This is a genomic window from Tolypothrix sp. PCC 7601, assembly GCF_025677855.1.
Taxonomy (GTDB): Bacteria; Cyanobacteriota; Cyanobacteriia; order Cyanobacteriales; family Nostocaceae; genus Aulosira; species Aulosira diplosiphon.
On record NZ_CP064879.1, the window covers coordinates 1,754,356 to 1,770,820 of the forward strand.

Consider the following 16,465-nt stretch of genomic DNA (forward strand, 5'->3'; position numbering starts at 1 on the left):
AAATCAAAAATCAAAAATTAATTTTGAGTTTTTGAATTGGAGCCAAGCGACAGTCATGCGATATCTAGCCCAGGTAAATAAAAACGAATTTTTAGAACAGTATCAGTTGCGCTTATTGGCCCGTCAAGAAGCCGAAAATCTATGGGCACTTATCCCTGAAGAGGCGGTGATTCTTTTAGGAAAGGGAAACGCTATGAGCGAGAAATTGCTGGTGTTAGTAGAACTTTCATCTACAGGCGATATTGAAAGATTAGAAGATGCCACCAGTTGGGTACTCTATTTGATACAGGCTTACCTTTCTACTGGCGTGACTCCAGATTTTTTACAACAGGAAACAGAACGCGCAGAACATTGGCGACAAGCATTAACCTTGCAAAATCAAGATTTAGCCCGTCGTTCGTTAGAATTGGAAGCCCGCCGTGAACAAATTCAAGCTTTAGAAGAAAGCATTAAAAAAGAAAGGAATGGCTTTCATAAAGAAGAGCAGGGTGATTCCTAGATTACCTAGATTAATCACAAGCGTGAAAGAGCGATTGCAACTTAATTAAAGTGCGATTTGTGAAATATCTCTTAACTGGCTACTACACATTTAAGCAGAACTTAACCAATAAATAAATACTTCACAAAGTTTCAACAAATGTAGTTTGATGGTTTTAGGAAAATCAAAAAAATCAATTATCCAATTTCACCATATCAAAAGCACTTTCACCTTATCTCTGCTCCTCCACCATCAAAATTGATGGGAGATTTTTTATTTAAAATTCCCCTAAAAGAAACCTGTTAAAAACCTCTACTTGTCAGCCACTCCGCTTGTCTTTAAAACGTAAAAGTAGTACGCAGTACACCTACAGTTGTCGTTTCATTTCTACTGTTACCCTCTGGATTAAATAAAACAAACGCACCAGGGGTAATACTAATATTGTCACTAACTTTAAACCGATAATACGCTTCTAAATGGTAAGGCGTAGCTCGATTTTCGCCTGCTGGGGTAAGTACAGCAGCACCACTAGCATCAGCACGAAAAAGTGGCTGACCAAAAATAATACCCGCAGTATTTCCAGCATTGAATAAATCTTTAAAATGAACCCCCACCATCCAGCTGGTAAAAGTAGTAGCAGCATTGACACTATTAGATGAATCATCAACAAATAGTGCTGCCCCATAGGCAGAGAAGGCTATTTTGGGAGAAAATTGCCATGTTACTGTACCACCCACAGAGTTGAGCGTGACTGGTGTCCCCGCCCCCACACCAGCTAAAGCGCCAATATCACCACTAATTAATCCGGTACCTAAGATATTGATTTCGTGATAGCTGTGAGAGTAGTTTAAGCCAATGTCTAGACTACGGCTAGGCTTGAAAGTTAACTGTGCAGCTATGACATTACTACCACTAAACAAACCAGACCCTAAAGGTGTAGTAGAAACTCCTGGGAGCACTTCAGCAGCAGATTTTGCAGGTAAGTTGGCGTTGACGCTACCATATAAAGCTCTGAAATCCAGATTGGGAGAAATATTAAAAATAAATCCCGCCGCCGATGCTAAACCAGAACCCGAAGTTCCACCAGAGACACGTAACACCGGATTCAGGCTAGCAAACCGAGAAATTGATTCTTGTCCCTCACCATAAAAAGGTGTAATGGTGGGAAAAGCATCAGATGTTTCCGCCGCAGTTCCTGCAAATAAAGTTAATTTATCGCTGACGGGAAAGATATACAGCAATTTATAAAGCTGTAAACTGTTCGCACTAACACTCGACAAGTCCTTAACGTTCAGCCCAGGAAACTGCGGTTCAAAACTAGTACGCGCACTACTAGAACTCAATATCGGTGAAGCTAACCCCAAGCTGTTTTGCAAACTACCTTCACCAGTAGCTCCACCTAAAAAATTATGCGCTTGCAACCCTGTAATTAATAAATCTTTACCTGTAAAACTAGTGGTCAGATTTAACCGCACCCTATTGACTAACATGATATTCGGGTCACTCCTACCAGGAGCGCCACCGCTAGCTCCCACAGCCGCGATAATGGCCTCACCATTGAGTTTGGTGGTAGTAGAAAACTGATTGGCTTCCAGTTCTGTTGTGCGCGCTTCTAAAGCATCAACTCGACCCCGCAATGTTGCCAATTCCGCAGAAAATTCCTCTTGCAGCTTTTGCAAGGTGGCTAAATCTTCTTTTTTGACCAAATCAGTAGTTGCAGTAGCGATTAGTTCATTGACTCGTTCTAAACAAGCATTTAAGCCAGCTGCAAATTCATAGCGAGTCATCGCTCGATTACCGCGATAGGTGCTATTGGGATAACCTGCAATACAACCATAACGCTCAACCAAAGATTGTAGTGCTTGAAATGCCCAATCAGTTGGTTGAACATCAGAGAGTTGGGATACAGATGTTACTTGAGCAAGCGCGTTTGATGGTTGAGATGAATTTTGCGATGGTGCTGTGATTGATGGTGAAGAATTAGCAGCAGGATTATTACCTAAATCTTCATTGGTTTGTTTCTGATTAGTCCCATCAGCTACTATCAATTTACTAGCAACATTATTGGCTGAATTACTATCATGAACATCACTTTCTTGATAGCTACTACCATCCGCTTCCGGGGCTATATTTGTATTTGTGCGCTCTAAAATACTCAGCGCTTTGACGGGTAATAAACCGCAAAATACCCATAGCAGACCTGCTCCACCAGCAGAAGCTAGTAGATATCTTTTCATGATAAGCTCCCAATATATATGAAGTATGAAAAACTTAATTGCGATGTTATAATGCCATTGATAAGTAAATTTAAACTAACAAATACAGCTTGCTAAATCTAAATTTTTTAGTTCAGATATTCACTGAATTGACTTACCAACGCAGAAGTTTAATCGCAAGTATTAAATTATAGTAAATCCTATTTTCTGAAATAATTAGCAGTCAATACTATTGATAATTTCAATAATTGCTATTGATGGAATAATATTACAAAAGTGTAGTTCTGTGGTAATGCTTGGGGATTTCAATGGTTGATTCGGGTTGATACTAAACCGTTTAGCTGAGAATACGAAAATGGCAAGACTTTTCGTGTGTCACTGCTTACACCTGAAACAAGTTAAATATTACTGAGGTTCTTCAACACCAAATTATTAATGCATCCTGGTGTATATCTCTAATTGATAATGTGAGGAAATTCGGACAAACAACTCCGGTTTACCCATCGGCATAGTGGCTAATTAAGAAAAAATTAAGTATACTTTTCTTAATGGTTATGAGTGTTTCTGTTATGGCTACTCTATTGCTTGATAACGGTACAATCGAGAGTGATTTAGATGAGATAGTCCGTGAACTTTCCCCTCTGGGAATTGAGTTGAAACACTACGATCCGGGTACATCGCTGCTTTTTCCCCATTTAATCGAACAAGATACTATCACTGAGTCTGAGAAGCGCTACATTTTAGAACTTCATAATAGTGTCTTTGAGTTTCTCCAACAGGAAAATGGCTATCTCTGGTGTGATTTGCTGAATATGCATCCAGGTTCGCCGCATCTTGAGATACTAATTGCAACTTACAACCGTTATCACACCCATACTGCTACTGAACCCATCTATGTTTTGGCTGGAGAGATGATTTTTGGTTTTGTCAAACCTGATGGGAACCAGATACAGCTTTTAATTGAGTCTCAAGATTATCTGGTGATTCCGGCTGGTGTTGAGCATTGGTGTAGCCCGAATGCTGCTTTGAATTTTAAAGCAATACGCTATTTTACAACCGCAGAAGGTTGGTTACCTACTTACACAGGTACTCAGTTAAGCGATTCGATGAACAAGCCGCGCTAATTATTCGTTACAAATTTAACTGACTTTCAGTAAGTAGATGCGATTAAACTGAACTATGCAAGGTTTTGAAGGGAAAAGGGAAAAGGTTAAAGAGCAATAGGAAAAACCTTTACCCTTTCCCCCTTTCCCTTTACCCTGCTTAAGATAGTGATGTTGAGTCGCTGCGATCGCTTGTAATGAAAAGAATAGTAGTTGAACAAAGAAGCATTCTGATTGGCTTGGCGGGTAGCCACGGCTATGGATTGAATCGTCCTGATTCTGACTTTGATTATCGGGGTATATTTATCGCCCCTAAAAGGTATTATCTGGGATTTGATCGCATAGAACAAAAAGAAAATGGTTGGGATGAACCAGGAATATTTTCTTTTTTGGATAATAATAAAGATACTGTGATTTACGAATTACGTAAAATCCTACAGTTATTAGCTGGAGCTAATCCCAATGTTTTAGAATTGCTGTGGTTAGGTAACTATCCTGTACTAACTCCAGTTGGCGAACATTTAATTAAACACAAACAACTATTTTTATCTAAAAAAGTAAAACATACATATTCTGGTTACGCTTTTGCCCAAATTAAAAAGATGGAAACTCATCGCAAGTGGTTATTAAATCCGCCACAAAAGAAACCACTACCATCTGATTTTGGCATAGAAGACGAATTACCTTTAGTTAAAGATGATTTAAATGCTTTTTTGGAATATCTCTATTTATTAATTCGAGGCAGAATTGAATTTTTAGAAGAAGCTGAACAGTTATACCAACTGTTGACAGCAGATATTGATTTTAAAGGAATGCTCAAACAGTATACTTTACCCGATGAAACTCTAGAATATACTCAAAAGCTAACCAATAGCCGTAAAGATTTTATTCGCTTGCTGCAAAAAAGCCAAAATTATCAAATTGCTTTACGAGAATGGAAAGCCTACTTGTCATGGCAAGAAAATAGAAATCCCATTAGAGCCGAAATGGAAAGAAAGTCTGGTTTCGACTTGAAGCATGGTATGCACTGCATTAGATTGCTACGCAGTGGCTTAGAAATTTTACAGCAAGGAGAAATAATTGTAGATAGAAGGATAGCGGGTGATGTTGATGATTTAAAAGCTATTCTTCACGGAGATTATTCTTATGAGCAGGTGATGAAAATGGCAGAGGAATTAGTAGCAAAAATGGAAACTGCTTATACTCAATCAACACTGCGTCACAAACCTGATTTGGAAAGAATTAATGAATTATGTATGGAATTAGTAGAAATGCAAGGATGGGGTGAAGAGTCAGAAACTTGCAACTAAAATATACTATCTCTTGTTTGGCAGAGAGGCAGGGTGCAGGGTGTAGGGGGGAATATATCGTTCATGTATGATGCGTTAGCGATAGCGTAACGCATCCATACCAAAGCTAAATAGGATAATTTGTTTTGTGGAAATAGCTTCTACCAAATCAAATAATTTTTGCAACAGGTAAATGCTTTGTGGGGGCACGGCACCAGTAAGATAATTGAATATACCAAAATATTTTGGATGCCGTGCCCCTACTGGTCTTTCCGTTGTTTAAAAATGGTATTAATAGATTTTAGGTTTTGGATTTTGAATTATTTAATTGGAAATTAATTCACCTATTTTTTAGGCATAATATTTCACATAAGTTAGGTAGAGATTATTACCAAGTACAACAATATTTTGACCTACCTGTGTAACTTATGTACTTAAAAATGCTGTATTCGCGTAGCCTTAAGTTGCCCCAAACTTCATTTATCGATGAAAAACTACGCTTTTACAAGTATACTGTAGTTAAATGTTATATTATCCTCGGACTATAAGTAATAATCCAGAGTAGTGAGGAATATTTCTGCGATGTCTGCTAACAAGACAGGCGTAATCTTGAATTGGTTGATAGTTATAACAGTTATATTTGCTCTCTTATTGAGTTTAATTATCTTTGCATTGTCCCAAATTCGAGGATTGTCTGTTCAACAACAAATAGAATACACAATTCAAGCATTAGCTACTACTGCAATTATTTTCCTAGGATTAGGATTAATCGTTAATGCTTATTATGGCGCAAAGCGTGCCCAGGCTTTACAAAAAAGTGCGATCGCAGCCGAAAAAAGTGTTGAACTTGGCATTCAAAATGCCAAACTAAGTCAAGATAGGCTGATTGCAGAACGCTTTATGACAGCTATTGCACAGTTGGGACATCAAAAAACGGAAACTCGTACAGGTGCAATTTATGCTTTAGAAAGAGTCGCGCAGGAATTTCCCACAGAACATTGGACAATTATGGAAATCCTCACGGCTTTTATTCGCGAGAATGCTCCCATTGGTGAAGGAGAGCAATTAAGAGAAGAAGATATAGCCGTCTTAAATTATGAGCAGCAAAAGCGAGAAAATAATCGTACACAGCAATCTGTATCTAACTACTATGATGAGTCACCAAAAATTCGCACAGATATTCAAGTAGCATTGACAGTCATTGGTAGACGTAATTATTTAGAAGACAAAGTTAATCAAACACTAGATTTACGCAACACAGATGTTAGACGTGCAGACTTACTGGGAGCTAATTTAGAACGGGTAGATTTGCGGGGAGCTAATTTATCTAGTGCAGATTTGCGGGGAGCTAATTTAGCTAATGCTAATTTGAGTAGCGCAAAACTCTTAAAATCGATTCTTTATGAAGCCAATTTATTCAAAGCTAACCTTCGAGGAGCTAACCTTTCTTGGGTAAACTTGAATCGCGCTAACTTGGCTGGAGCTAATCTCCGTGGTGCTAACCTCACAGGTGCAAGTCTACGCGCAGCTAATTTGCAAGGAGCTAACCTTTATAAAGCTAACTTACAACAAGCAACTTTAAAAGTTGCTAACCTGGCTGGCGCTAAATTATTTTTAGCTAATTTGCAAGGAGCAAAACTCGGAAAAGCTAACCTGCAATTAACAGGTTTAATTGGAGCCAATCTGCATGGCGCAAATTTGAATGGAGCCAATCTTTGTGGTGCTAACCTGAATGCAGCTAAACTCCAGCAGACAGAGATATTTTTTGCCAATCTTTCAGAAGCTAGTTTAGCAGAAGCTGACCTGTATCAAGCGAACCTGATAGGAGCTAACCTTTCTAAAGCCATGCTCTATGAAGCCAATCTCCACAGCGCTAACCTGATGGGAGCTAACTTTTTAGATACCAATCTTTGTGATGTCAAACTAGAAGGCGCAATTTTGACAGGTGCAAAAAACTTAGAATTACAACAAATTACACTGGCAGTGGGCGATCGCACAACCCGCCTTCCAGATTATGTGGAAACTCCAACCCATTGGCGACAATCTGGCTAATTTAACATATCATCTATTGCTGATCTGGGTGCATCTGGCTATTTAAGTAAGTCGGTGGAAATAAACCAAACTATGTTAAGAAAGGTAAATAGGCTTGAAATCCTTACCAATGACCAATGACCAAGGACAAATGACAGCCTCAGCCAGTTATCTTTAATTTCGCCAATCTATTTAAGATTAACAACAGCAGTTTTTACTGCACCAAATTACAAAAGTTTTTAATACATTTAATCAATCAATTTAGGGGTTTTAAACTCAATATTCGGGAAGGTTTGGCTTATGCTTCCCTGTTCTCTATTACCTGTTCTCAGCCTGAATCACATCGTCAGTAAATATATAGAGATTTCTTTGATCCCCAATTAATTGACTAATTAAGTCAGTGTTTTTACTGTATTAAAAGGTAATAACAAATAATAGTATGGATAAACTAAATTCCACAAGGAGTCAAAGATGAAGACTAATGAGATGTCTTTGATCAAGACTAATGAACTCACTAGTTTGGTGCTATCTATCACACTTATATTTATTCTCTCATTAATTTTAATTCTTCTATTCTTTTTTAGTCTTCATGGTTTGCCAACTGAGGAAAAAATCACAGCAGTAACTAAGGTGATGGCAATCATTGCTATATTTGCTTGGGCAATGGCTATTACCATTAATGCTTATAATACCTCGAGGTTATCTCTGGGAATTGATCAGAGTACATTAGGACAAATACTTTCAAAAGTAATGGCGTGGGAGAAAAAAGTAGAAATGGGTATTAATTACACCCAATCAAATGTTCAAGAGTTGGATACAGAAAGATTTTATCAAGCAATTAAACATTTAGGTAATGACAAAATAGAAACTAGATTTGCTGCGATATATGAGCTAGAAAGAATTGCTCGCGATTTCCCTAAAAATCATTGGACAATTATGGAAATTCTGGCTGCTTTTATTCGCGAAAATGCTCCAGCGCGCCGAGATAGTGAAAATAATTTACCAGAAAAACTGCCTACAGATATTCAAACAGCACTTACCGTTATTGGTAGGCGGAATGCACAATACGATTTAGCTAATAAAAAACTCGATTTACGCGATATCGATATTAGTAACGCTGACTTAATGGAAGCGAATCTTTCTGGAGTCATTTTAATTGGAGCGAATTTGCAATGGGTAAACTTCATCGGAGCAAATTTATCTGGAGCTAACTTAACGGAAGCTAATCTCTGTGGTGCGGTGCTGTATGAAGCCAATTTGCATAAGGCGATACTTCCAGAAGCAAATCTCCAAGAAGCTGTACTGAGAAAAGTTGATTTAGCGAAAGCAATTCTCTATGAAGCTGATTTGCAAGGAGCAATGCTATATGATGCTAATTTGCAAGACGCAGTTCTTTATAACGCTAATTTAGAAGATGCTATTCTTTGCGACACAAATTTAGCAGGAGCAAACTTAGAAGGATGCAACCTATCAGGAGCCAACCTCATTGGTAGTAACTTGCAAGGTGCAAAATTGATTGGTGCCAACTTAGAAGCCGTACTATTAAGTACAGCAAATCTTCAAGAAGCCAACCTTTATGAGGCCAATTTAGAAGAAGCAAACTTCTATGAAGCTAATCTCAAATATGCTACCCTCACCGGAGCTAACCTGAATCAAGCAATATTTCAAAAAGCTAAGATGTTTGGTTGTGACTTAACAAAATGTGAAAATCTGGAATCACAGCAACTAGAATTAGCGTTAGGCGATCGCACAACTATTTTGCCAGAAAATTTGGAAATTCCTGCACATTGGTGTCAAAATTTAGTTGACTGTTCAGTATCTGATTCCGAAACTTGAAGTCTAAGTTAAAGACTCATACAGATACTAGCCATTGGCTGACTTTTAAAATAAGGGATTATGTTGTTCATCCCAACATTTTTGCTCACGCCATATTCTTTCGCTCTTTTCACATTGCACTTGATTATGAATATTGGGAATGAAAGTCGGATATATTGTGTTTATATTTGGATGGAATATTAATACTAAAGCAGTGGCATAACCACAACTCACAAAAATGACAGCAAATAAAATAGCTAAGATAATTCTGGGTAAATTTTGATAGTAAAATTTACCTTTTTTAATATTCTGTGGCTCATACATACTTTTTTAGATTTCTAATAGTAGTAGATGACTGGTTGATAAAAAATAATTTAGACTAATTCATCTCAAAGCCGATTTGCTGTGGCTATTGTCCCATGTATTTACTTATCAGTATGATGAAATCATCTTTATATTCATAAAGACTAAATTAATTACAGCAGATATCGAGGGATTTCTAAGTAAAAAATGTTTCATCCCTGCGAAAAGCTGCTTCTAGCTTGCATCCCCATAGGGGTAAATTATCTAAGCATAGGTGCTGAAGCACTAACTACGCAGTCAGAAAAATTATAGATATATTGCTATTTAAATGGTTATTTTTGGCAAATAGCAGCCATTTCCAATTATTTTTAGACTTTTGATACCAATTTTGGAAATCGTAGTTAATATGGATAAGATTTATGTCTCGTTGAGAGCCTATCCGTGTTTCCTACCTTGACCTGTGTTTGGTGGCTTCTCGAATAATTTATTTTTTGCTACTCCCTTAGTCCGGAAATACCTGACAAAGAGCCGTAGAAAGAGCTGTTTGTCTTGATATATGTAGCACGAAATACAAAGTATTCCTAATCTCAGCCCTAAGATTTATGGAACCTAGATTATCAATCTAGGATTTTGAATGACTGATGGGGGTTCAAGCACTCTCAGGATTTTTCCTGAAGTACGAGGTTAGGAGCAATCAAACTCTACTTGCAGTGGCAACAATATAAAGTGAGATGGTAAAAAACTGGGCGTTGGTTATTGGTATTAATCATTACGACTGCTTGCAACCCCTCAAATATGCGAAGCGGGATGCAGAGTTAATGCAGAATTTGCTCCACAATGAAGCAGGTTTCGAGCGGGTTTTCTTATTCTCGGATGACTCACCTAGTATTGGTGGTGAACTAACTCGTCCTGATCGCGCTAACTTATTACGATGCTTACAGCAGTTATTTGAGCGTCCCTTCCTTCAGCCAGAAGATAATTTCTGGTTTTTCTTTAACGGTCATGGGATGAGCTATGGTGAGCAAGATTACCTCTTAGCTGCTGATGGGAATCCAGAAGATATAGAAAATACGGGAATTTCCCTGAGTTATTTGACTGAGTGCCTCCGGAATTCTGGCTCAGATAATATTGTTTTGATGTTGGATGCTAATCACCACCAGCATCAAGGACATGGCTTAGGAATTGGGCAACAAACACAAAATTTGGCTCGGCAAACCGGGTTTATCAGTATCTTATCATGTACTGCTAATCAATCTGCTGCTGAAATCGATGCCTTGCAACAAGGTGCTTTTACCCATGCACTCCTAGAAGGTTTAGGAAGCCAGGGACAATGCGCCACTGTAAAACGGTTACACCAATATCTCAGTTTCCGAGTTCCAGAACTGTTAGCGCATTACAAGTATCCTCTGCAAACACCTGTGATCAATGCAGAACCAATTGCTAAGTCACAGCGAGTTGTTATTCAAAAATACGCAAATTTACATGATATTGCTAAAAATCAGAGAAATGGCCTGCCCATAGAAGTAAACTCTCATAGGGAATTTGTACAACTAGAAGAGTTATGGTTACGGACAAATACAGTAACTCCTAGTGTAGAAAAGCATAAAGTTAAAGACATCTCAAGAATTGCTCAATATGCAGGTAGCGGTGAGAACTTTACTTCTCATCCAGTCGTTTGCGCTTCTTCTATGCAAGTGATGTCTGACGACAAGATGCACAGTACCCACACTCAAGCGCATACATCAACGCTAACTATCTCGCAACCAGCAATTGATGACCTGGCTTCTGAACGAGGAATAGATTACCAGCGATTGTCAGAATTATTAGCAGCTGGTGATTGGAAAGCTGCAGATCGGGAAACTTTCAACCTCATGCTGAAAGTAGCGGCGCGAGAAGAAGCCGGTTGGTTAGATATTCCAGCAATCAATAAATTCCCCTATACCGACCTTTGCACAATTGACCGACTGTGGGTCAAATATAGCAAAGGTCGTTTTGGTTTTACTGTGCAAAAGCAGATTTGGGACAGTATTGGTGGTGAAGCTGATGCTGATTATCAAACATGGTGCAAATTTGGCGATCTCATCGGTTGGCGTGTCAATGATGCTTGGCTATTCTACTCTGACCTAAATTTTGTGGATGATGCACCAATAGGACATTTTCCAGCTGCGGCGACTGTTGATCTACTCACTGTCCGCCAAGGTTGGGTAGTGGGTTTATTTGGTTGTTTGGTAGGGTTTTCGGCTCTTTCTTCACGATTAGCATAGTATCAATAATGCAATAAAGGGGAAAGGGGAAAAGGAAAAAGGGGAAAAGGTTTTTAGCCTTTCCCCTTTTTCTTAGTCGGAAACGAGCAATTTTAGTTTGGCTAACAACTGTTAGTTTCTACAAAGAACGTCGCCAGCCTAATTGATTTTGAGAAGATAGTTTGATGTTGCATAAAGGCTGACTATTATTATAGTTACAAGTATAAGTTGCTAAAAGTTCTTGCTGATAATTAAAGACTCGCAGATTATAATTATCATTCCTAGCGGCAGTACCTAAACGATTTACAAAGTCGTAGCGTTCTAGATAATCTAATAAACTCCAAATTTGTTGATTCACAATTAAATCTACTCTTGCTGCTTCTTTTGGCGAAGTTGGATATGCTATCCAGTTATCTAAAAGCTTGTTTTCAGCGCTTTCTTTGGCCCACCATAATTTAGGAATGGTGATAGTTCCTTGGCTAACGGTATTCCCGGTAATTACAGGCCCTTTTGGTTCTGTTAATAAGCTTAGTTCTAATGGCGCATTAGAAGGTTGCGGTACGGTTATAGTTTCGGCTTGTAAGGGTCGAACGGGTAAAAGTGAAATAGTGGCTAGGCTAATAGTTAGTAATAGTGGGAGTGATGTGTGGCGAGGAGGCATATTTTTTTATGGATAGCTATTATTAATTTATACCAATTTGAAAAAATAATGCGACAGATTGTAGGGGCAAGGCACTGCCTTGTCCTCTAGAATATTATTGATGTGTTGCAAACATTATTTGATTTGGTATTAGATTATCAGTTAATACAATTCAGATAAGATTATTAGTGATTGATTTATTACTTGGGGAAAAGCTAGCAGACTTGGGGGATTCTCCCCCAAACCCCCGATTGGGGGACGGTTGCGTCGCCCAAACACCCTCCAAAATGATTGTTCGGTTTTTTGTTGAGTAAATAGTTTTTGATTTTGTTGTCAATTAATTTTCTTAACTAAACTGAACTTTATTGGATTATAAGTAGCCATCATGAACTGCATACACTAGAACACATGAAAAATTCATTAATCCCCCTTGCTCCCTGCTCCCTGCTCTCCTGCTTTTTAAAGTCAGGTCGGTGCAAAGAAAGATAACTAGTACAATACGGCGGAAATAAGCCACCCATTTAAAACAAGCGAATAGCTTATACTAATTTAAATAATGTTTGCGGCAGATCAATTCTTTGTAGGGGCACGGCATCCACAATCTTTTGGTATATCAAATTATCTTACTGGTGCCGTGCCCTTACCAACCCATCTGTCGCGTTCTTTTTTCAAAATGGTATTACAAAATCATCATTCTTTCTTTTTACTTTTGCTTCCTTCTCCCAAAGGAGACGCTAAAGCGAACGGGTGACGCTCCTTCGTCGCTAACGCTGCGCTAACGCCAGTTGCTTTATGCCGGGGAACCCGTCCACCGCACTGGCTCACTTTTTACTTTTGCCTTGTTGTACTAGTCATTTGTCATTGGTAAGGGTTTTATTGTTGTAATCGATAACAAATACCTTTATTAAATTGCACACGTTCAAATGACGCATCTAGGTTAATGGTGGTTTCTGCGTTACCTAGAAATAAATAGCCATCTGAACTTAATTGCTGCTTAATTTTGTTTAGTAAAGCTTTTTTAGTGGGGATATCAAAGTAAATTAAAACATTGCGTAAAAATATCACATCAGATTTGGGAAGGGATGGCCAAGTTTTGACAAGATTGATTTGCTGAAATTCCACCATCTTGATGAAATTATCAAGAATTTGCCATTCATTATCGACTTTGTGAAAATAGCGATCGCACAAATTTTTTGGTAGTCCTCGCTGAATTTCTAGTTGGTTATAACGTCCTTGGCGCGCTTTGGTTAAGGCTTTTTGGGAAAAGTCGCTAGCAATTAGCTTTACAGACCAATTGGCTAATAGGGGAAAATGTTCGCGCATCAACATGGCAATGCTATAAGGTTCCTGTCCATGAGAACAGGCTGCACACCAAATATTTAGCGATCGCGCGATCGCTCTTTTTTTGATTAACTCTGGTAAAACAAATTTTTGCAGCGTTTCAAAAGGGTAAATATCACGGAAAAAAGATGTTTCATTAGTCACTAAAGCTTCAATTACCTGGGTGTGAATATGATTAAAAGTTTGGTTACGCAGGTAATTGACTAAATCAGCAATTTTTGTAAATCCTAGAGAGGTTGTAATTGGCTGTAAATATAATTCTGCTAAATAGGTTTTATCAGCAGACAACACAACTGCCGAATGACGATAAACTAAGTCTCGGATAAAATCAAAATCAGTAGTGCTTACACCCATCGTCTGTTTCATTACAGACCTAAAATCGGAACTTGATTGTAACGAACTCGGCGCATAATTTCACCTGCCATTTGGTCGAGGGGTACAATTTGATCAGCTAGTCCAGCATTGACAACGAAACCTGGCATCCCCCACACTACACTAGAAGCTTTGTCCTGAGCTAAGATTTTACCGCCAACTTCGCGAATGTGCTGACAACCTTGTAATCCATCTTGCCCCATGCCTGTCAGTATAACGGCAAGCGATCGCCCTCCATAGACTTCTGCAACTGAGCGTAATAAAACATCAACAGCAGGACGACAGGAATTTTCTGGTGGGTCTTTATGAGTATCGATTCTCACCATATTGCCATGCCGTTGTACTACCATGTGGAAGTCTCCAGGTGCAATCCACGCTTTTCCAGGTTCTAAGACTGCGCCGGGAATCGCTTCATCTACGGCGATTTGACATTTAGAAGCTAATCTTTCAGCTAACAGTTTTGTAAACATGGGCGGCATATGTTGCACAATCAGGATGGGAACTGCTAAATTCCCAGGAAGTTCAGGAAGTATTTGCGCTAAAGCATTTGGCCCTCCTGTAGACACCCCAATTGCAATGACATCTATTTGCTCTATTTTCGGACGCTGGGGAGGAACATCTGCATGGTTAACTGTAATTGCTGGGGAAACTACACTAATTCCGGCACCAAAGAGCTTAATTTTAGGAATTAATTCCTCGCGGATATGTTTGGTAGTTGCCTCCATACTTCCTAAATTACTAGGTTTGGTGGCATAATCTGAAGCACCCAAAGACAGAGCTTCTAAGGTTGCAGTTGCTCCTATGCGCGTAGAAGTGCTGAACATGATTACAGGTAACTGCGGATAACTTTGGCGAATCGCCGCCAGAGTTTCCAAACCATTCAAATCTGGCATTTCCACATCCAAAATAATCACATCAGGATTCACATAGGGAATCTTCGCGAGTGCAATACGTCCATTAGCCGCCACATCCACCACCTCCAACTCAGCATCGTGCGACAGAATCTTACTAACGCGACTCCGTACAACAACAGCATCATCAACTACGAGCACCCGGATTTTGGGCATAGGGGGTGGGGATTGGGGACTGGGGACTGTGGGGATTGGGGATTGGGGATTGGGGACTGGGGACTGGGGATTGGGGAACTCGGGGCCCCCTCTGGGGATAAGGGGTAATGGGGATTGGGGACTGGGGATTGGGGGATGAGGAGGATGAGGGGGATGAGGGAGCAGGGGAGAAATTGCAATTACCCATTACCCATTACCCATTACCAAATGACAAATGACGAATGACGAATGACAAATGACAAATGACAAATGACAAACACCAATTAATATTGAAACTGATTGACGACTTTTTGCAAGTCTATTGCCATTCGGGATAGTTCTGTGGCGGCTTGTGAGGTGTTGCTGGCTCCTATGGTGGTGGTTTGGGCGTTGAGGGCGACGATGCCGATGTTTTTGGCAATATCGGAGGTTCCTGCGGCGGCTTCGCCGATGTTGCGGGCTATTTCGTTGGTGGTTGCGGTTTGTTCTTCTACGGCACTGGCGATCGCACTTTGTAAGTCGTTAATCTGGTTGATGATATCAGTAATTTGGGTAATGGCGTTGACTGCGCCTTTGGTATCTGTTTGAATTGCTTCAATGCGCTGGCTAATATCTTCGGTGGCGTTGGCGGTTTGTTTGGCTAGTTCCTTCACCTCATTTGCCACTACCGCAAATCCTCTGCCAGCATCTCCGGCTCTCGCTGCTTCAATGGTAGCATTTAAGGCGAGTAAGTTTGTTTGCTGGGCAATGGAGGTAATTACTTTGATGACTTTGCCAATTTCCACGCTGCTTTGACCAAGTTTACCAATGGTTTCGTTGGTGCGACCGGCTGTTTTGACAGCTTCTATTGCGACTCTCGCACCTTGGGAAACTGTCTTGGCAATTTCGCGAATACTAGCGTTCATCTCTTCCACCGCCGTCACCACTGTAGCTGTATTTTGATTCACCTGTTCGGCGGAGGCGGAGGCGGAAGTGGCTTGTTCTGAGGTTTGTTCGGCATTTGCATTCATTTCCTGACTGACGGCGGTTAATTCTTCTGCGGAGGATGCAACGGCTGTGGCTACTTCTGCCATTTGTTGAATTGAAGATTTCAGGCTACCAATCATTTGATTGGTATTATCGGTAAGCTGTTTGAAGTCGCCAGCATTGCGTACCTTGATTTGTTTAGATAAATCGCCACTAGTCACAGAGAGAGTTACATCATTAATACTGGTAATCTGCTGTTTGAGGTTAATTGACATTTGGTTTAAATTATCAATTACTTCTTGCCAAGCACCTGTTACACCAGGAACCTCAGCTTGGGAACCGAGTTTACCTTTTTTACCAATCTCGGATGCAAAGCGATTCACTTCCTTGCTAAAAGCTTGGTTGACACTCACCAATTCATTAAAAACTGTGGCGATTTCGGCTAATCCATTGTTATCCACTGGTAAGCGGACTGAAAAATCACCATTTTTGGCGGCTATCAATGCATTCAGTAAAGGTTGCAGTTGCGGATCTGTGGGAGTGCGATCGCTCTCAACTGTATTTATAGTATTTTCTGAGGGAGTTTTGGCTGTTTTCCCACTCCGACTTGTAGCCATTGCAA

At 39.7% G+C, this 16,465-nt stretch carries 12 protein-coding genes; 6 read left to right on the top strand and 6 right to left on the bottom strand.

Annotation, left to right across the window (positions count from 1 at the left end; all coding sequences use genetic code 11):
• The first annotated feature begins 55 nt into the window (after positions 1-55).
• Complete coding sequence (locus HG267_RS07280; RefSeq protein ID WP_045871416.1) at positions 56-499, top strand: hypothetical protein; 444 nt, start codon at positions 56-58, stop codon at positions 497-499.
• 317 nt (positions 500-816) lie between these two features.
• On the opposite strand, the gene HG267_RS07285 is transcribed toward HG267_RS07280, so the two are convergent.
• A complete protein-coding gene (locus HG267_RS07285) occupies positions 817-2,715 on the bottom strand; it encodes an iron uptake porin (RefSeq protein ID WP_045871415.1) in 1,899 nt (632 codons plus the stop codon).
• A 548-nt stretch (positions 2,716-3,263) separates the two neighbouring features.
• Between HG267_RS07285 and HG267_RS07290 the strand changes: the two genes are divergently transcribed.
• From HG267_RS07290 to HG267_RS07305, 4 genes are all read left to right on the top strand, one after another.
• Positions 3,264-3,818 (top strand): 1,2-dihydroxy-3-keto-5-methylthiopentene dioxygenase, encoded by a 555-nt coding sequence (locus HG267_RS07290; protein ID WP_045871414.1) that lies wholly within the window; start codon positions 3,264-3,266, stop codon positions 3,816-3,818.
• A gap of 176 nt (positions 3,819-3,994) precedes the next feature.
• Positions 3,995-5,107: a DNA polymerase beta superfamily protein gene (locus HG267_RS07295; protein WP_045871413.1), complete on the top strand. Its 1,113-nt coding sequence runs from the start codon at positions 3,995-3,997 to the stop codon at positions 5,105-5,107.
• A gap of 561 nt (positions 5,108-5,668) precedes the next feature.
• Positions 5,669-7,138, top strand: a complete 1,470-nt coding sequence (locus HG267_RS07300; RefSeq protein WP_045871412.1) for a pentapeptide repeat-containing protein — start codon at positions 5,669-5,671, stop codon at positions 7,136-7,138.
• A gap of 465 nt (positions 7,139-7,603) precedes the next feature.
• Positions 7,604-8,953, top strand: a complete 1,350-nt coding sequence (locus HG267_RS07305) for a pentapeptide repeat-containing protein (protein WP_045871411.1) — start codon at positions 7,604-7,606, stop codon at positions 8,951-8,953.
• A gap of 45 nt (positions 8,954-8,998) precedes the next feature.
• Here HG267_RS07305 and HG267_RS07310 read toward each other — a convergent pair whose 3' ends face one another.
• The gene (locus tag HG267_RS07310; protein WP_052335241.1) at positions 8,999-9,256 is read right to left on the bottom strand and encodes a hypothetical protein; all 258 of its coding nucleotides are present in this window, start codon (positions 9,254-9,256) and stop codon (positions 8,999-9,001) included.
• A gap of 710 nt (positions 9,257-9,966) precedes the next feature.
• On the opposite strand from HG267_RS07310, the gene HG267_RS07315 reads away from it, so the two are divergent.
• Entirely contained in the window at positions 9,967-11,499 is a 1,533-nt protein-coding gene (locus HG267_RS07315) for a GUN4 domain-containing protein (protein ID WP_045871410.1), read from the top strand.
• A 118-nt stretch (positions 11,500-11,617) separates the two neighbouring features.
• Here the strand turns inward: HG267_RS07315 and HG267_RS07320 are convergent, their stop codons facing one another.
• The 4 genes from HG267_RS07320 to HG267_RS07335 all read right to left on the bottom strand — a co-directional run bounded on the left by HG267_RS07320 (position 11,618) and on the right by HG267_RS07335 (position 16,460).
• Positions 11,618-12,139, bottom strand: a complete 522-nt coding sequence (locus HG267_RS07320; protein ID WP_045871409.1) for a hypothetical protein — start codon at positions 12,137-12,139, stop codon at positions 11,618-11,620.
• A gap of 852 nt (positions 12,140-12,991) precedes the next feature.
• A complete protein-coding gene (locus HG267_RS07325) occupies positions 12,992-13,825 on the bottom strand; it encodes a CheR family methyltransferase (RefSeq protein WP_045871407.1) in 834 nt (277 codons plus the stop codon).
• Positions 13,825-14,898 (bottom strand): chemotaxis response regulator protein-glutamate methylesterase, encoded by a 1,074-nt coding sequence (locus tag HG267_RS07330; protein WP_045871406.1) that lies wholly within the window; start codon positions 14,896-14,898, stop codon positions 13,825-13,827. Before HG267_RS07330 ends, HG267_RS07325 begins: the two co-directional genes overlap by 1 nt.
• 263 nt (positions 14,899-15,161) lie before the next feature.
• Positions 15,162-16,460 (bottom strand): methyl-accepting chemotaxis protein, encoded by a 1,299-nt coding sequence (locus HG267_RS07335; protein WP_045871405.1) that lies wholly within the window; start codon positions 16,458-16,460, stop codon positions 15,162-15,164.
• Positions 16,461-16,465: the final 5 nt, after the last annotated feature.